A 17,819-nucleotide genomic window follows, 5' to 3' on the forward strand; every position below is an offset into this window, starting at 1 on the left:
CCCCGCGGCGGCGCCGGGCGGGCGGGGGCGCCGGGCCCGGTGGGTCGGGCCCGGACTGTTTCGCGGCGGTCCTAGAGCATCTGGCGGCCGGCCGCCGACCCGCCGGGGTCGTCGGCGAGCATGACGTCGGCGGTCACGCGCTTCCCGACTGGCTCACGGTGGATGGCGAAGCCGACGCAGACCGCGGCCACGATCTCGAGGCCGTGCTGCCCGATCCGCCCCGGATCGGGCGCGAGGATCGTCGGCAGCTCGGTGCCGCTGTCCCACACGCTGATCCGCACGGCCCCGCCCACCAGCTCCAGGGTCAGCAGGCAGGGCCCGGGAGCGTACTTGCGGGCGTTGGTGACCAGCTCGCTGACGACGAGCTGCGCCATGCCCATGGCCCGGCCGGACACCGGCAGTCCGTGCTCGGACTGCACCCGGGTGAGGAACGTCCGGGCCAGATCCCGGGCTTCGGCGATCCCGGTGTCGTCGTCGAACGCCGCCGAGGCGGGGGCGACGCCGGTGGGCACCGGATGGCGGTCGTTGCCTTCCACTTCCGGGCCCGTGAGGTCCGCCGGGTTCTTCGAGTATTCGTACGACACGGAGCACGCTTACCCGCGAAGTCTCAGGTCATGCCAAGGGGTCCGACGGTGATCGACATCAGATCACCTCGTCCAGCTCGGCCTGCATCTGCGAGGCCTCGACATCGCGTGCGACGGCCTGGGCGAGCAGCATGCGCAGGACGAGCACGATGAGCGCGACCCCCAGGACGGCCAGGCCGATCCCGCCCATGATGAGGGTGACGCCCGGGTCGGCGCGCTGGCCCGGCGCGTTGAGGATCGTGACCCCGAACCAGACCAGCGCCGCCAGCACGATGGCGCCGATCACGACGTCCACGTACCGGAAGGCGGCGCGGGAGAACACCGTCCTGCGCCGCACCATCGTCACCAGGCGCCATACGCAGACCAGTGCGGCCTGGGCCGAGGCCAGGCCCAGGATCGTGATCACGCGCAGTGAGGTCAGCGGGAGTGACCCGTCCTCGGGATCGTTCCCGCTGACCAGCGCCCACACCATCGACGCCTGTACGAGCACGGTGCCGACGAGCAGCACCACGAGCACGGCGCGCAACGCGCACAGTGTCAGCTTCCCCATGTCTCATCCCTCAATCGACTTACGATGGGAAACTATCGAATGTCGATAGATGGCGCAAGGTGTGTGAGGTGAGGGCGACGGCTGCTGCTAGGCCGTTTCGTTCAGATCATCTGATCGCTGGTCTGGTTGTGCCGTTGACTCACGCGCAGTGGGCGCGGATCGAGCCGTTACTTCCGGACCGGACGCCGAAGCGGGGTGGGCGGTGGCGGGATCACCGTGAGGTGATCGACGCGATCGCCCACAAGTTCCAGACCGGGACGCAGTGGATGCACCTCCCGGAGAAGTACGGCAACTGCCGGGGCCCGCGAAAAGGGGCCCCGGCAGGGGAGCCGGCCGACCACGCCATCGGTCGGTCCCGCGGAGGGCTGACCACCAAGATCCACCTCGCGGCCGACGGCCGCTACCGCCCCCTGGCCTTCGTCCTGACCGGCGGACAGGCCAACGACGCGCCTGCCTTCACCGAGGTCATGGCACGCCTGCGCGTCCCTCGCCGCCGGGGCAGGCCCCGCACCCGGCCGGACGGGGTCCTGGCGGACAAGGCCTACTCGTCCCGCGTGATCCGCGGGCACCTGCGCGGCCGTGGCATCCGGGCGGTCATCCCGATCAGGGCGGACCAGAACATCCACCGGCTGAGGCGCGGCAGCCGGGGCGGGCGCCCACCTGCCTTCGACCGCGAGGCTTACCAGCAGCGCAACACCGTCGAGCGGTGCATCAACCGCCTCAAGCAGTAGCGCGGTATCGCCACCCGCTACGAGAAGACCGCCGCCATCTACCTGGCCGGCCTCCACGTCGCAGCTATCTTCCTCCGGTCAGCCCGCTGATCCGAATGAAACGGCCTAGTGGCCTGCCAGGCCCAAGGGCTTGGGGTTCGTAGGCAATGTCCATGGCGATGGGGTGGTCCGGCTTAAGCCGAGGTTCTCGGACGATAGGGGCGTCCTGAGGTGACGCAGCCCGATAAGGGCGTGGTTTCTTGATCTCGAAATGAAGAAGAAGCACCATCGAGATATGAGCCTCGTTCACCTGGTCCTGACCAAGCACTGGACTCGCGGTTGCTACTACGCAGAGGAGGTCCATGGCACATCAGAAACGGAAGAGCGTGACCGTTTCCTGTTCAACCGGCAAACGGGCATCTCATATAGGAACGTGCCGTGGTCTGGCCCTCGCCAAATGGACCCCTACGACCGATCTTGGCACGAGGTCGGGGACTGTCCCTGGGGCACCACCGTCTACAAAGGCGAGGGAAGTCCGCAGCCGACAACACCACATCTTGTTCTGAACGACATGATTGGAACTCGCCACTGCTACGCAACAAAGAGGAACAAGGACGGAAGCCTACACTGCTTCGCCGACAGCAAGGACTACAAGAATGCTCCCGAAGACACTTCTTCGGATCCACGAGTCGGATCCCGGCACGATCTGAAAGATTGCCCTTGGCCAGAGGATGAGGTAAGGGGGATGAATCTCTTCTACCGCATGTTCGTGACAAAAGGATGAGCTTATCTCGCGGAATTCCCGGACTGGCCATCGGCGGTCATCCTCGCGTCTCTTTGCGACCAGTAGGGCGACCCGTTGGTGAGGGAGCCTGCTAGCACGGACGAGGGTGGAGTCCACCGAGACCACCCAGTTCAGGTCGGCCTCCTCGTCGGCCTGGGCCGTCAGCGCCGAGAACACGCGCTCCCACGTGCCGTCCGCCGCCCACATCCGCAGCCGGTTGAAGACACCGCGCCCCTTGCCGTACTTCTCCGGGAGGTGCATCCACTGCGTCCCGGTCTGGAACTGGTAGGCGATCGCGTCGATCACCTCACGGTGATCCCGCCACCGCCCACCCCGCTTCGGCGTCCGGTCCGGAAGTAACGGCTCGATCCGCGCCCACTGCGCGTCAGTCAACGGCACAACCAGACCAGCGATCAGATGATCTGAACGAAACGGCCTAGAAGGTGAGGTTCCAGGCGTCGATCCGCCCGGTGTCCTGCGTCGCGATGTCGCGGACGCGGAGCTTCCACGTCCCGGACGCGGTCTCGGACGAGGCGTCGACCGTGTACGTCTTCACCACGTCGTCCGCACTGTCGCCGTCGGCGAAGTCCTCCAGGGGGTAGACCGATCCGTCGGGCGCGACGAGCGACAGCACCAGGTCGCCGCGGTAGGTGTGCTTGACGTCCACGCCGACCTTCAGTGCGGCCGGGGCGTTGCCCGTCACGCCGGTCACGGAGATCGGCGACTCCACCGTGGCGTTGTCGGAGACGGTGACGTCGGCGGTGTTCTCGAAGTACCGCCCGGGCTGCGGCGGGGTGCCGCCGATCGCCTTCAGCGCGTCGACCTGGCCCTCCCCGAAGAAGGCGTTCTTCGCGGTGGTGCCGGTGCAGCGGCTGTCGGACGGGCAGGCGATGTCCGTGGCCTGCGTGCCCAGCCGCGCGCGGAGTTCAGCGGGGGTGGCGGCCGGATCCGCGCTCTTCAGCAGCGCTGCGACGCCCGCCACGTGCGGCGAAGCCATCGACGTGCCGTTCACGTTCCCGTACTTGCCGCCGGGCAGCGTGGAGTAGACGCCGTAGGCTCCGTCGCCGCCCGGGGCCGCCACGTCGATGACGTCCCGGCCGAAGTTGGAGTACGACGCCTTGATGTTCCCGTTGCCCATCGCCGCGACGGTCACGACGCCGGGCAGCTCCGTCGGGATGTCGACGCAGGCGTTGGTGATCGTGCGGTTGACCGGGGTGGAGTCGTTCGGGCTGGAGTTGTCGGTGCGCTTGTTCGCCAGGTCGTAGTCGGAGTTGCCGGCTGCCGCGACCTGGAGGGAGCCCTTGCCCTCCGCGTACTCCTGCGCCCGGCGCACACCCTCGATGATGGCCGCCTGGTCGGGGTCGTCGGGGCAGTTGAACATCCACGGGTCGGTGTAATAGCTGTTGTTGGTGACGTCGAAGCCGTGATCACCGGCCCACATGAACCCGCAGACGGTGTTCTCGGCGAAGAACATGCTGGTGCTCGGTTCGGCGATGCGCACGGAGGCGATCTTCACCCCCGGCGCGACACCGACCACTCCCTTGCCGTTCTTCGCGGCGGCGATGGTGCCCGCCACATGCGTGCCGTGGCTGCCGACGTCACGCCAGGCACCGGCCCGGGTGTCGGCCTTGCCGTAGGCGCAGGAGACGGAGTCTGCGGCGTCGAAGTTGGGGGCGATGTCCTGGTGCCGGTCGTCCACGCCGGTGTCGAGCACACCCACGGTGACGGACGCCGAACCGGTGCTGACGGCCCAGGCCTTGTCGGCGTTGATCCTGGTCATGTCCCACCGCGCGGTCTCGGTGAGGGTCGTGGACGACTGCGAAGGCGCGGTCGGCAGGGTGGGGGAGTAGGCGTCCGCGGGGACGTCCGAGGTACGGGTGGCCCCCACCTTCTGCACGCCCGTGACGGAGCGCATCGCGGTGGCGAAGCCGGCCGACGAGGAGTGAGCGACCACCACGCCGATCGCGTCGTAGTACGCGAACACCGAACCGCCGTTGGCAGCCACGGCGCTGCGTACGGCGGTGGTGTCTCCGGGGGCGGTGACGACGAGGTAGGAGCGGGTGCCGGCCGCCCATCCGGCGGCGCTCCCGGCGAGGGGTACGGAACGAGCCGCGGCCGGTCCCGGCGGAAGGCCGGTGTCCGTGTCGGCCGCACCGGCGGGGCCGGCGAGCGCGAGAGCCGCTCCGGCGGCGGCGAGGGACAGCAGCGAGCGTCTGAGACGGTGCTGGGCTATGCGGGGGGTTGTCACAGCGTCCTCCGAAGGTCCGGGGGCAGTGGGTGGCGCCGACCGGACCGTGGGCTGAAATGGGTCGACGCAAGATTTCAGATGAGTGCATGACAAGGGAAGGGTCTGTGGGGCATTGATCGCCGCGAGCGCACAAGTAGGTGACCCGCCTCCGGATTCGCCCGTCATGGCCGGAGGGGTGGGGGTGTGGTGCGGATCACCACGCGTGCCAGCGAGGAGGGGAACAACCGCGATTGGTTGTCCGTTGATTGGTTGTCCGTTGAACGACACGTGGGTGCGGATGGGACAGTGTCCCCGGGCCTCACCATCCGCCCACAGGGACGATCGTTCGGCTGAAGCCCTGTGGAGCCTTTCGCCGAGAGGCGACCGCCATCCGCACCCACCTCAAGACCGCCCCGACCGTGATCCCCCCGTCCGGTCGGGGCTTTCCCTTCCCGGACGAACCGCCCCGCGGCCTCGGCGACCCCCACCGCACCACGGCAACGGACGTCCGGCGCTGGTCCCGGTGATCACACGGGCATGGCGCTCCATTCGCACCGCTGCCTGTGCAAGCGGCGGCTGAGCGGGTACCTGCGTTCGGCGGCCCGTCGACGACGGGCGTCCGAGCGGTGCGAGCGTGTGCGGAGTGGGGAGATCGATGGGATTGCGCGAGGTGCGGGGAATCCGGGCCCTTCGGGGCTGCGCCCGGATTCTGGCGGGCCGCTACCGTCTGGATGCGCTGATCGGTTCCGGTGGTGCGGCCGACGTGTACCGCGGATTCGACCTGCGGCTGCGACGGCCGGTCGCCGTGAAGCTCTTCCGCGCCGGCACCGGCTTCGACACCGAAGAGGCGTTCCGCAGTGAGGCCGTGATCCTGGCCCGACTCCAACACCCGGGACTGGTCACCGCCTTCGACGCCGGACGCCACGACGGCGAGGCCTTCCTGGTCATGCAGCTGATCGACGGTCGCACCCTGAAAGCCCGCATCGCGGAAGGCCCCTTGTCGTGCGAGGAAGCCGCCGCACTCGGCGCGGCACTGGCGCAGGCGCTGGCCCACGCCCATGAGGAAGGCATCGTCCATCGGGACGTCAAACCGTCCAACATCATCCTGGACTCCGCCGACCACCCCCACTTGACGGACTTCGGCATCTCCCGGCTTCTGGACGCGACCACCCACACCTCCACGGACGCCCTGACCGGCACGGCCGCCTACCTGTCACCGGAACAGGTGCTGGGGAGGCCGGTCGGCACGCCCGCCGACATCTACGCCCTCGGCCTGGTCCTCCTCGAAACCCTCACCGGCCGGCTCGAGTACGACGGCGGCCCCCTGGAGGCAGCCCTGGCGCGCCTGCACCGCCCGCCCACCCTCCCGGACTCCCTGCCCGACACCTTGGCCACGCTCCTACGGGACATGACCAGCCTGGAGGAACAGGTCCGCCCCACGGCACACGCCTGCGCCCAGGCCCTGACGCGCCTGGCCGCAACGAGCCCGGCAAGCTCCACCGACGCCGACGTCAGGCCCGCGCTCAGCGTCGTCCCCCGCACAGCCGTCACGCCCCGCACCGACCACACGCACCGGGCTGCGCCGCCCGCCGGGAAAGAGCCCGGCCGTCCGGTCGCCGCGCCAGGACACCGTGAGGGGATACGGCGATCCGCCTCCTCACGTGTCCGGGTCCGAACGCGCGGAGCAGCGGCCGCACTGGCCGCGGTTCTGGCCTCCGGCCTGGTGGTCACCGACGGTTTCTCCCCCAAGGACGCGAAGGACGAGGCGGCCCCCTCCGCCCCGGATGCGGCCGCACCCTCCACGGCCGCAAACTCCGCCGACCACGAGAACACCACGGTGTTGCGCCCCTCGCGCAGCGGTTCCGTCTCCGACGAGCCGTCGAGTGCTTCCGGCCCCACCAAGGCGGTTCATCCCCCTTCCGACGGTTCGAAGGACGGCAACAAGCCCGCTACGGACGGCCCTTCCGAGCGGACCGCAGCCCAGGCAGCCGCGAAAGCCAAGACCCGGCCCCACAAGCAGCCGGCAGGCCACGCACGCAAGAAGCAGAAGGGAAAGACAGCGGCACTTCCCAAGAGGCGCTGACCACACCCCCACCTACCCGTTGCGAGTTCGCCGACCGGATCCAGGCATTGCTGGACGGGATGGTTCGTACTCGCTGCTCCGCGCCTGACCGGCTCATGAGCGGATACCGCCTAGGGCCGACCGCGGCCACGAACCCTCGGCCACCCCCGGCGCCCTACCCTCGCCTGTTGACGCTTTACTCGTGCTGAAAAGGGCCCGAGCCTCCGGCAACCGCCTCACCTGCCTTCACGAGGTGGGCCGAGGATCCCCCAGCCCCGCATCCCGGGCCAACGCAGCCGCCTCCGTGCGGGACCTGGCGTGGAGTTTCGCCAGGACGTCGCTGACCCGGTTGCGGATCGTCTTCTCGGAGAGCTGCAGGCGGCGGGCGATGGACGCGTTGTCCAGGCCGCGGGAGATCAGGTCGAGCGTCTCGCGTTCGCGGTCGGTGAGGTGAGGAAAGGGCACGACCGACCTCGCGGCGGGCGACGCGGCGAAGTGGGACAGGACGCGCTGGGCGATCCGGGGCCCGAAGACCGCTTCACCGCGGGCGACACCGAGTACGGCCCGGTGGACGTCGGTGCCGTCTGCTTCCTTGAGCAGGTAACCCCGAGCACCGACGCGCAGGGCCGCGAAGACCGAGTCGTCGTCCTCGTCCATGGTCAGGATGAGGACGGCGATGTCCGGGTGGGCCGTCGTGATGCGGGCGGTCGCCTCCAGACCGCTGACCCGTGGCATCCGCAGATCCATGAGGACCACCGCAGGCCGCAACCGCCCGGCGGCAGCGATGGCTTCCGCCCCGTCGCACGCTTCACCGACAACCGCGACATCGGCGAGATCCGCCAGGACGGTGGCCATCCCGGCCCGGAAGACCGGATGGTCGTCGACGACGAGGACGGCGACAGGGACGCCGCTCACCGTTGCTCACCCACCGGGAGACCCGCCCGCACCACAGTGCCGCCGCCGGGCGCGGCCGTCACCTCCAGCCGGCCCCCGATCTCGGCCGCGCGTTCCCGCATGCTGCGCAACCCGACACCCGCCCGGTGCCGAGGCGGAATGCCGCGTCCGTTGTCGCGGATCGACAAGATCAAAACGGTGTCCTCCATACGGGCGGTCAGTTCGAGACGACTGGCCGCGCTGTGCCGGACGGCATTGGCGACGGCTTCCCCGGCGATGGCATACGCCGCGACCTCGACAGCGGCCGGCAGACTGTCGCAGGCGCCGTCGACGCGGCAGCTGCACACCGGGGTGTCGTACCCGGCGAGCAGCTCCCGCAGCGCACCGGTGAGCCCCAGCTGGTCGAGGACTGCGGGCCGGAGCCCGTGGACCACGGTGCGCAGATCGGCGACGGTGGCACGCAGCCTGTCCCGAAGCGTCCTGACGTACCCGGCGAGTTCGGGGTCGTCGATGCGCCGGGCGAGGGTGTCGAGCTGATGGGCGGTGCCGGCCAAGGAGGGGCCGAGCCCGTCGTGCAGGTCGGCGCGCAGCCGTCGGCGTTCCTCCTCGCGCACCGCCAGGATGCGTGCCCGGCTGCGAGCGATGTCCTCGACGAGAGCGGCGGCGTAGGCGAGAGTTCCCGCGCGGTCCGCGACCTCTTCCACCGCGGCCTGCTCCTTCGCCCTCCACGGTTCGTCGACGCTGCGCCGCCCCACACGCAGCACGCCGAGTTCACGGCCAAGGGCCCGGCAGGGGAAGACCCGCCAGCCCGCGCCCGCGGCCGGCCTGCCGGAGGCCGCCGCCACGGCCGGGCTGTCGAAGGCGACGTAGGGCAGACGGAGTGCGTGCCGCAGCGCGTCGACGAGGTGCTGCAGGGCTTCCGCCGGTTCCCCCGCCGGAGCGACACGGCGTCCCACCTGTACGACCACGGCGTACGGATCGTGACGATGCCCGAACAGCGTCCGGTCCACGGCTGCCTGCACGACGCCGCGCCCGTTGGCCGCGAGCAGCGCGGTGAAAGCCATCAGACACGTCCCCGCCAGTGACCCGGGAGCGATCAGGCCCGCGCCGGCGACGACCGCCGCGTAGACCCCCAGGACGAATGCGCTGAGGACGATGAAGACGACGGCGCGGCCGAGGACGACCTCCACGTTGAACAACCTGTGCCGCAGCACGGCGACCGCGACGCTCGCGGGCGGGCCGAGCAATCCCACCAGCATGACGAGATCACCGATCAGAGCCGGCTGCTCGGCGTCGTCCAGGAGGAAGGAGAGGAAAGAGACCGCCATCAACAGGCCGCCCAGCAAAAGCCATTGCAGACGAGCCCGTTCCACACCGCCGGCAGCACGCGTACGCAGGACGAGGAACACGGCAGCTGCGCAGGAACCGCCGATCATGGTGGTCGCGGCGCACACGAACATCACCGTGTGCAGCCACTCCCAGCCGGTGACTCCCAGAGGATTCCGGACATCCGGCACAGGGTCGGTGCCGCTGGGCCGCAGCATCGCGGCCAGTGTGCCGAGAGAGGCGACCGCGACGACGGCCCAGGCGCACACCCGGCGGGGCACTGTCTGCACGCGGCCGTACGGGAAGAGCAGGGGTACCAGGGGCGTGGCGAACCAGTAGCCGACGAAGCCCCAGCAGCCGATCCAGGCCCCCGCCTCCCACCCGGGCAGGGGATGCGCCGCGACGAGACGGCTGTAGCCGGCGTAGTAGGCCAGCAGATGGTAGGGCCCGATCATCGCGGGCAGCAGCATGAGCCAGCACACGGGATTGCGTGGGCGACTCCCGGCGATGACGGCGCCGACCAGCGGCCACACCGTGCCGAGCACGAGGTCGGACCAGTACAGGGGCGTCACGTCGATGCGTTCCGCCAACCAGTGGTGCACCGGCACCGTCGCCACGCAGCCTGCCGTGCCCAGACAAGCGATGCCGTACGCGGTGCCACGTAATGCCCGATCCCCCCGACTCACCCCCACATGTTCCCGTAAAGCGGACCTTTCCGGATGCGATCCCGGGAAAACCGTCCCGGTCGGGCAGGACCCGGGTCCCTGGGCGGCGGGACACGTCAGCCACGACATTCGGATCGGAAACGGACGGCAGCCACAGGGAGTTGATGCACATGGCGACCATGGACCCGGCGCGTCAGGGGGAGACGGGGCGAGAGGACCGCGATGGAAAGGCACGGGCGATGTGGCCCTTGTGCGGGGTCGCGGCAGGCGTGTCCGGGGGAGTCGCCACACTCCTGGCGGATGTCCGCACCGGCACGGACGGGCGGGAACCGGTCGATGCGTCGATACTGGCGGATCTGAACCGTTCCGTGGCCCATCTCGGCCTGATCGCGGGCTTTCTGACCGTGGTCCTGCTGCTCGTGCTCGCGGCGGCGTGGCGGCGCCAGGTCGAACCGCGGGTCCCCGGGAGCACCGCCGCCTACCTGGTCAGCGGGGCTCTGACGGCCTCCGCTGCGGGACTGACGTACGGCTACGGGTGGAAGGGTGCGCTGGCCATCTATCTGCCGGGCGGTATGAACGAGCAGTCCTTCCGCGAGGACGGACTCTTCGTCTACTTCATGCTCAACGACTTCGGCGGGTTCATCGGCTGGCTCGGTGTCGTGGTCGCGGCGGGGGCAGTGGCCTGGATGGCGCTGCGTGAGCGCACGATCTCTCGCTGGATCGGCTGGTTCAGCATCCTGCCCGTGCTGGCGGTCACCCTGTTCGCGGGTCTTACCGGCCTTCCGGGCTTCCAGGGCGTCGTCGGCCCGGCCTGGATGTTCGTCGCGTTCCTCGGACTTGCGTGGGGGCGCAGCACGATCGTCCGCTGAGGAGGCAGTCGCAGCGCGTGACCGGAGTCCTGGTTCGGCCGCGCACTGCGACACCCTCGTCATCCGTTCAGGCTGCGGCCCTCACAACCCCGCGATCCGATTCCACCGCCTGCCGAACTCCACTCGCTCCTCCGAGCCGATGTCCCGTGCGATGGCGAGCCGGCCGCGCATCTTCCTGTCGGGGAAGATCAACGGGTTCTCGGCGAGGGCGGCGCTCTCCTCGTCCCCCGCGGAGGCCAGGACGTCCTGGGCGGCGGGGACCGGACAGACGTAGTTGACCCAGGCGGCCAGCTCGGCGGCGACTTCGGGATCGTAGTAGTAGTCGACGAGCCGCTCCGCATTCGCCTTGTGACGGGCGAGGTCGGGAATCATCAGCGACTCCGCCCACAGCTCGGCGCCCTCCTCCGGGACGAGAACTCGATGTCCGGGTCGTCGGCCTGGAGCTGGATCACGTCCCCCGAGTACGCCTGGCAGGCCAGGACGTCACCACTGGACAGATCCTTGATGTAGTCGTTGCCCGTGAAGCGCCGGATCTGCCCCCTCCGCACCTGCTTCTCGACCTGGTCGCAGACGGTGTGGAAGTCGTCGGCCGCCCACCGGGTGATGTCGACGCCGTTGCCCTGCATCAGCAGTGCGAACGCCTCGTCCAGACCGGACAGCAGCGTGACCCGGCCCTTCAGGTCGCTCGCCCACAAGTCCGACACCTGCCGGATCTCCCGTCCGACCCGGCGCCGGTTGTACGCGATGCCGGTGATGCCGGACTGCCACGGCACCGTGCGTCTGCGGCCCGGGTCGAACGCGGGCGACCGCAACTGCGGATCGAGGTACCGGGTGACGTTCGGCTGCCGGGCCCGGTCCATCTCCTGCACCCAGCCGAGCCGCACGAACCGCGCGCACATCCAGTCGCTGACGACGATCAGATCGCGGCCGGTGGACTGATGGTTCATCAGAGCCGGGCTGATCTTGCCGAAGAACTCGTCGTTGTCGTTGATCTCCTCCACGTACTCGACCGAGATCCCCGTGCGCTCCTCGAAGGCGTCCAGGGTGGGCCGCCGCGAAGGCCGCTCGTCATCGGTGTCGATGTACAGCGGCCAGTTCGCCCACCTCAGCCACCGGTCGGTGGAGGACAGATCCGGGGCGGCTCGGTCGCCCGGACGTACATACGCGGCCGGTACACCGCACCCGGCGAGTCCGCCGAGCACTGCGCCGGAGCCCAGCGCCCGCAGCAGCGTACGGCGGGAGAGCGGAGGGATCGTCTTCAAGGGCATGGAGGCAGCATGCCGAGTCAGCCACGCCCGGACAATTGACACCGCGTCGAGAGGCCGGGCACGACCACCGGACACCTTGTCGATCACATGACCACCGGCCACCTTGTCCATCACACGACCGCCGGACACCTTGTCCATCACATGACCACCGGCCACCTTGTCGATCGACGGACTCGCCCCCGTCCGGCCACCCGCGCCGGTCCCACCCCACACGCCATCGCCTTCACCCCCCTGCCAGCGACCGGAGGCGCAGGGCTCCGCGTCGTGAGAGCTTGGCAGCAGCCGTGCCCGGCAACATGACCAAGGATTCGTCCGGCACAGCCGGGTACCCGGCGCCGCAACTCGGGACATCCGATCCCCGTGGCCGTGCCGGCCATGGCCGGCTGAAGCAGAGGAACGATAGCGATGAGCCAGCCCAACCCCATCAAGCGGGCGGCGGACAAGGTCACCGAAGCCATCCAGGGCGCGGGCGAGGGACCGGAGGAGGGGATTCCCGGCAAACCGGGCCCTCAGTCCCCGAGCGTCGCGGAACCGACGGAGCCGCGCGAGCCCCTGCCGCCGAAACCGGACCAGAGCGGGCCCGACACCATGTCGCCCACCGGGCAGGCGACCGGCGCGGCCCAGGCACGGGTAGCCCAGTCGGGCGCCTACCTCACGGACGCCCAGGGCACCCGGCTGTACGACACCGACCACTCGCTGAAGGCGGGCCCGCGCGGGCCGGTGCTGTTGCAGGACCACCACCTGCGCGAGAAGGTCATGCACTTCGACCACGAGCGCATCCCGGAGCGGGTCGTGCACGCCCGGGGCGCGGCGGCGCACGGCGTCTTCAAGAGCTACGGCACCGCGACCGCCGTATCGAAGGCGGCGTTCCTGGCCCCGGGCGCGGAGACGCCGGTGTTCGTACGCTTCTCCACGGTTCTGGGATCCCGTGGCTCCGCCGACACGGTGCGGGACACGCGCGGGTTCGCGACCAAGTTCTACACCGAGGAGGGCGTCTTCGACCTCGTCGGCAACAACATCCCGGTCTTCTTCATCCAGGACGCGATCAAGTTCCCGGACGTCATCCACGCCGGCAAGCCGCACCCGGACCGGGAGATCCCGCAGGCCCAGAGCGCGCACGACACCTTCTGGGACTTCGTCACCCTGCATACCGAGGCCACCCACCACACCCTGTGGAACATGTCCGACCGGGGCATCCCGCGTTCGTACCGCATGATGGAGGGCTTCGGCGTCCACACGTTCCGTCTGGTGGCCGCCGACGGAACCACGACGCTGGTCAAGTTCCACTGGAAGCCCAAGCTCGGCGTGCACTCACTGGTGTGGGAGGAAGCGCAGATCGCGGGCGGTGTCGACCCCGACTTCCACCGCCGCGACCTGGCCGACGCCATCGAGGCGGGCGCGTACCCGGAGTGGGAGCTGGGCATCCAGACCTTCCCCGACACCCCGGACCAGACCTTCGAGGGCATCGACCTGCTCGACGCGACCAACCTCGTTCCCGAGGAGCTGGCCCCCGTGCAGCCGATCGGGCTGCTGACCCTGAACCGCAACCCGTCGAACTACTTCGCCGAAACGGAGCAGGTGGCCTTCCACGTCGGTCACCTCGTGCCCGGCATCGACATCACCGACGACCCGCTGCTCGCCGGACGGCTGTTCTCCTACCTGGACACCCAGCTCACACGCCTGGCCGGTCCGAACTTCGCGCAGATCCCCATCAACCGGCCGCACTCGCCGGTCAACGACATGCTGCGGGACGGCTACCACCAGGACGCCGTGCACCGGGGCGTCGCACCGTACCGGCCCAACTCCCTCGACGGCGGCTGCCCGTTCCTCGCCGGGGCGGACACCGGTGCGTACATCGAGACCCCGGTACGGGTGCCGGAGGCGACGAAGGTCCGGGAAGCCCCCGAGTCGTTCTCCGACCACTTCAGCCAGCCGCGCCGGTTCTGGCTCAGCATGAGCCCGGTGGAGCGCGAGCACATCATCGGTGCCTACACCTTCGAGTTGGGCAAGTGCTACGAGCAGGCCGTCAAGGAGCGCGCGCTGCAGGTGCTGGCCAACATCGACGCCGAGTTGTGCGCCGGTGTGGCCGAGGGCATCGGCCTGCCCGCGCCCGCGCCGACCGTCCCGCCGACCGAGGTCGAACCGAGCCCCGCGTTGTCGCAGGTCGGTCAGTCCTGGCCCACCGACGGCCGCCTCATCGGCATCGTCACCGGCCCTGGCGGGGACCTGGACGGTGTGCGCGCGGTGCGTGAGGCGGTCCTCGGCGCGGGCATGGTGCCGCTGGTCATCGCGCCCAACGGCGGCAAGCTCGGTACCGGGGACGACGCCGTGACCGTTCAGCGGACGTTCGCGACGGCGCGGTCCATCGAGTTCGACGCGCTGCTGCTGGCCGGCACACCCTCGGCGGGCGGCGACGCCTACGGTTCCCGCGACGCCAAGGCCCTGCCCACCGGCCCGCGCGGTGCCGTCGATCCGCGGGTGAGCCTGCTGCTGTCGGAGGCGTTCCGTCACGGCAAGGCGATCGGCGCCTGGTCGGGCGGCGACACCGCTCTGGAGGCCCTCGGCATCCCGGCGGACGCCCCGGGCGTGGTGGTCGGCCGGGAGGGCACCGCCGTGCTGGAGCAGATGCAGGAGCTGATGGCCGAACACCGCGTGTGGGATCGGTTCACGACGACCGTCTGACAGTCCGCCGACGGCGCCGTACGGATCGACGGCACGATGACACGTCGCGGAGGGTGCCTCACCTCGGCGACCCCGTTCGGCGGCTGAACGGCTCTCCGGGACGGCACCCGCAAGCCTCCCCCGTCAACCGGCGCACCGGCCCACGCGGTTCGCCGGTTGACGGGGCTCGCGGGGTGCAGGTCGTCCGGTCAGGTGCAGTTGCCGTTGTCCGAGTTGTAGTAGATGTCGATCGAGCCGCTCCAGGTCAGGCACTGGCCGTCGTCGGGGACGTCCTTGTAGACCGGGCCCGCGTAACTGCCGTACGTGCCGGAGTCCTTGGCCTCGCCGCTGCTGTAGGGCCAGGTGTCCAGGGTGACCTCCATGAAGACGCGGAGGCCCGGGGCGGTGCGCACGGTGACCGCGCAGACCTTGCCGGCGGCGCTGTTGTAGGTCACGAACGTGGTCGCCGGCACGGCGGACTGCGAGGAGCGGATCGGTGTGGCCCTGATGACGTCGTATCCGGCGCCACAGGCGCCGTTGTAGTGGGTGGGCGTGGCGGCCGAGGCGGGTGCGGTCGCGGCGAGTGTTCCGCCCAGGGCGAGGACGGTGAGAGCGGCGGCGGTGACTGCCTTGCGGCGGGTCGACTTCATGATGTTCCCCCGGTTGTGGTCTGCGTCAGCGTGGGAACGGCGATCGTCGCCGTCCACGCAGGATGAGACCCGGGCCGCCCACCGATGGTTGTGGGACGCTCCGTCACTGTTCTGTCACCGGTGTCACCGGTGTCACGGAGGAGAGGGGAGGCTGTCCGTCGCCCGTCAGCGGACGGCCCTCCACGAAGCTCGGCTGATGGCTGACCGGATCACGCCTCGCGGGCGCGGGAGCGCCGGTCGGCACGGCGGCGAAGGTAGAGCGGCAGCGCGTACCAGCACAGGCCGAACCACAGCATCACCCCGGCGACCAGCATCTCGGCGAGCACGCCGGGAACCACGAAGCGGAGGATCAGCAGGAGCGTGCAGCCGATGGTCAGGGCGAGGAGGACCATGCCGCACATCATCAGGCGGCCGGCGATCTCCACCACGTCGTCCTTCATGCGCTGACCGGACAGGAAACGGTGGATGGAGACCGGTGCTATGAGCGATCCGGTGGCCGCCGCACCGAGGACCACGGTGGCGACGTAGATGCCGCGGTCCAAGGCTTCCAGCTCCCTGAAAAGCGGCGTGAAGGCGACACTGAGCAGAAAGCCGAAAAGAATCTGCACACCGGTCTGGGTGACTCGTGTCTCCTGCAGTATCTCGTTCCACCGTCTGTTGACCCGCTCATGCGGTGTCTCGGCCGCTTCCTTCTCCGGCTTCGCATGCGGACTGTCGTGCCGGTGGCAGCACGTGCTGTTCTCACCTTCGGGCTCAACGGATCGCTCGGTCACGGCCATGTCATCCTCCCCATTCCAGAGACACCGTTTGCCCCGCCGGGGAGGGATCCATGCGGGTGGAGAGGGGAAGAGGCGCTCGTCGGCCTCGTGCCGGCAGGCGGCGCATGGAGGACGTGCTCAAGAGCTGAGCGGCTTCATGCCGAACCGGTGTCGGCAGAGCGGGCCTACCACCCAAGTCGGGAACGAGCCCGTCACTCCACCAGCCACGACAGCAGCCGCCCCCGCGACCAGCAGCGTCCGACGGCCTCCACATGCCGCGCCGACCGGTCGAACACGGCGACGCCGATGATGCTGTGGCCGGAAGCGGGGCGATCACCAAGTGTCGGGATCGTCGGCGCAACCCCGACCCCCTCTGCCGACACCCACGCCACCGGCCGGTCGGCCGCCACTTCCCCGAGGCGCTCGACCAAGCGACGACGGCCCTCGGCAGGGAAGTGGGACAGGGCCCACGTCGTCGTGATGACGGGCAAGGCGTCGGCGGGGACACGGGCGACGGCGTCGGCCAGAACCTCGACGGGGGTGCCACGCAGCAGCAGAGGAGGAGCCTCCGCCGCCAACGCCAGCTCCGCGTCGAGGTGCGCTGCCCGCGCCGGCTGATCCGGCCACACACAGGCACGCAGCCACCGGCGGTCGGCCGCGTCGGTGACGTCCACCGGGTCGGCGTCGACGCTGATCCGGGCCGCGACCCGGGGCATCACGCGCGACGGAACAGTCCGGTGTCCCACAATCGAGGCCTTCATCTGCACGGGAGACGACGGGTCGCCCACCGATCGCCCGTCGCTGTAGGCGATGCCGACCCGGTCGACATGGAGATTGAGCCCAGCAGAACGACCGACATCGATCAAGCCGACCGCACCCGCCCCCACCCGGTGTGCGGCCTCGGCGACGGCCGGATACAGCACGGTGTGGCGTCCGCTCTCGTCAGGTCGCATCCTGCGCCGTACGACGATGGCCACGACATCGTCGGTCATGCGCAGCAGCGTGTCGATCGCCGCGTCGGCGGCAGCGTCACGATCCGCGGCGGCATAGGCTCCGGCAAGCGTGGGGGCACGACCGGCCAGAGCGAGGTCGTGCAACGCGGCGAGGACCATCGCGGGGTGCCGCTTCCGCGCCGGCACCGCCCCGAGGGCACGCAGCACCTCACCGGACTCACTCAGAGCGACAGCGACACGCTCGTACAGAGGCGACGCCCCGGCCGCGTCGACCTGCCCGAAGCGCCGGTACACCTGGGCGAGCCTGCGGCCCCCGTCCGCGGATGCAGCACTTCCTGCAGTCGGCTTCGGCATCCGCACGATCCTACTGAGAACGCACCGGCTGCGCCCACATGACGATGCCATCGCGCTGTCGCACCCTGGCCCGTCAGCCCCGAGCAACCGTCCGGCCGAGCCCTCCGCTCAGCTCAGGCTCGAGACGAGCGCGAGGCTGCCGCACCGAGGGGACCCGGGTGGGCAGAATCGTCCGCGTGAATGCACACGAGCCACCGGAGACAACCCCCGTTGGGCACTACGTCGTCATCGGCGGAAGGAGGTGGCGGGCAACCGACCCGTCCATCCCCGAGGAGATCGCCGCGCGTCTCCGGCATCACCTCATGTCGGCTCGTCGGGCGGTGCGCTCAGCGACGGCCGCGGGTGACGCAACCGCCGAAAAGGCAGCGCGTGCACGTGTGCAGCAGGCGAAGGTCGCGCTGGGCGAACGCGGCACCCCCTGGTGGGACCAGCCCGAGGACGAGCGCCGACGACGCTGGGAACAGGGGCTTGCGCGTCTCGATGCCGACGCACAGAGCTGAGGCG

General features: G+C 69.9%; 13 protein-coding genes and 2 pseudogenes. 5 read left to right on the forward strand and 10 right to left on the reverse strand.

The window, feature by feature from the left end; genetic code table 11:
• Window positions 1-71 precede the first annotated feature (71 nt).
• Together ACFV20_RS30345 and ACFV20_RS30350 are read right to left on the reverse strand one after the other, a co-directional pair.
• Window positions 72-512, reverse strand: a complete 441-nt coding sequence (locus ACFV20_RS30345; RefSeq protein ID WP_385662490.1) for an ATP-binding protein — start codon at window positions 510-512, stop codon at window positions 72-74.
• A gap of 130 nt (window positions 513-642) precedes the next feature.
• Window positions 643-1,134, reverse strand: coding sequence for a DUF2975 domain-containing protein (locus ACFV20_RS30350; RefSeq protein ID WP_385662334.1), 492 nt, complete (start codon window positions 1,132-1,134; stop codon window positions 643-645).
• A gap of 110 nt (window positions 1,135-1,244) precedes the next feature.
• Here ACFV20_RS30350 and ACFV20_RS30355 point away from each other — a divergent pair.
• Window positions 1,245-1,955: pseudogene (locus ACFV20_RS30355) on the forward strand (IS5 family transposase).
• 511 nt (window positions 1,956-2,466) lie between these two features.
• Here ACFV20_RS30355 and ACFV20_RS30360 read toward each other — a convergent pair.
• On the reverse strand, window positions 2,467-3,027 hold the full coding sequence (locus tag ACFV20_RS30360; RefSeq protein WP_385662336.1) for a transposase: 561 nt from the start codon (window positions 3,025-3,027) through the stop codon (window positions 2,467-2,469).
• Between the two features lie 37 nt (window positions 3,028-3,064).
• Window positions 3,065-4,876 (reverse strand): S8 family serine peptidase, encoded by a 1,812-nt coding sequence (locus ACFV20_RS30365; RefSeq protein WP_385662339.1) that lies wholly within the window; start codon window positions 4,874-4,876, stop codon window positions 3,065-3,067.
• A gap of 634 nt (window positions 4,877-5,510) precedes the next feature.
• Here ACFV20_RS30365 and ACFV20_RS30370 point away from each other — a divergent pair.
• Window positions 5,511-6,938 carry a serine/threonine-protein kinase gene (locus ACFV20_RS30370; RefSeq protein ID WP_385662342.1) on the forward strand — a complete coding sequence of 476 codons (1,428 nt, stop codon included), beginning with the start codon at window positions 5,511-5,513 and terminating at the stop codon, window positions 6,936-6,938.
• A 225-nt stretch (window positions 6,939-7,163) separates the two neighbouring features.
• On the opposite strand, the gene ACFV20_RS30375 is transcribed toward ACFV20_RS30370, so the two are convergent.
• Both ACFV20_RS30375 and ACFV20_RS30380 read right to left on the reverse strand, forming a co-directional pair.
• Window positions 7,164-7,832 (reverse strand): response regulator, encoded by a 669-nt coding sequence (locus ACFV20_RS30375; RefSeq protein ID WP_385662345.1) that lies wholly within the window; start codon window positions 7,830-7,832, stop codon window positions 7,164-7,166.
• Entirely contained in the window at window positions 7,829-9,754 is a 1,926-nt protein-coding gene (locus tag ACFV20_RS30380; RefSeq protein WP_385662349.1) for a sensor histidine kinase, read from the reverse strand. Before ACFV20_RS30380 ends, ACFV20_RS30375 begins: the two co-directional genes overlap by 4 nt.
• Before the next feature lie 218 nt (window positions 9,755-9,972).
• Here ACFV20_RS30380 and ACFV20_RS30385 point away from each other — a divergent pair, with 218 nt between their 5' ends.
• Entirely contained in the window at window positions 9,973-10,671 is a 699-nt protein-coding gene (locus ACFV20_RS30385; protein ID WP_385662352.1) for a hypothetical protein, read from the forward strand.
• A gap of 81 nt (window positions 10,672-10,752) precedes the next feature.
• On the opposite strand, the pseudogene ACFV20_RS30390 reads toward ACFV20_RS30385, so the two are convergent.
• Window positions 10,753-11,939, reverse strand: a pseudogene (locus tag ACFV20_RS30390) (spermidine/putrescine ABC transporter substrate-binding protein).
• Between the two features lie 405 nt (window positions 11,940-12,344).
• Between ACFV20_RS30390 and ACFV20_RS30395 the strand changes: the two are divergent.
• Entirely contained in the window at window positions 12,345-14,621 is a 2,277-nt protein-coding gene (locus ACFV20_RS30395; RefSeq protein ID WP_385662354.1) for a catalase, read from the forward strand.
• 188 nt (window positions 14,622-14,809) lie between these two features.
• Here the strand turns inward: ACFV20_RS30395 and ACFV20_RS30400 are convergent, their stop codons facing one another.
• From ACFV20_RS30400 to ACFV20_RS30410, 3 genes are all read right to left on the reverse strand, one after another.
• The gene (locus tag ACFV20_RS30400; RefSeq protein ID WP_385662356.1) at window positions 14,810-15,250 is read right to left on the reverse strand and encodes a hypothetical protein; all 441 of its coding nucleotides are present in this window, start codon (window positions 15,248-15,250) and stop codon (window positions 14,810-14,812) included.
• Window positions 15,251-15,459: 209 nt separating this feature from the next.
• Window positions 15,460-16,029, reverse strand: coding sequence for a DUF6328 family protein (locus tag ACFV20_RS30405; RefSeq protein ID WP_385662359.1), 570 nt, complete (start codon window positions 16,027-16,029; stop codon window positions 15,460-15,462).
• Window positions 16,030-16,220: 191 nt separating this feature from the next.
• A complete protein-coding gene (locus ACFV20_RS30410) occupies window positions 16,221-17,315 on the reverse strand; it encodes a DUF2332 domain-containing protein (RefSeq protein ID WP_385662362.1) in 1,095 nt (364 codons plus the stop codon).
• A gap of 176 nt (window positions 17,316-17,491) precedes the next feature.
• On the opposite strand from ACFV20_RS30410, the gene ACFV20_RS30415 reads away from it, so the two are divergent.
• On the forward strand, window positions 17,492-17,815 hold the full coding sequence (locus tag ACFV20_RS30415; RefSeq protein WP_385662365.1) for a hypothetical protein: 324 nt from the start codon (window positions 17,492-17,494) through the stop codon (window positions 17,813-17,815).
• Window positions 17,816-17,819 lie beyond the last annotated feature (4 nt).

This window comes from Streptomyces sp. NPDC059696, assembly GCF_042733745.1.
Taxonomy (GTDB): domain Bacteria; phylum Actinomycetota; class Actinomycetes; order Streptomycetales; family Streptomycetaceae; genus Streptomyces.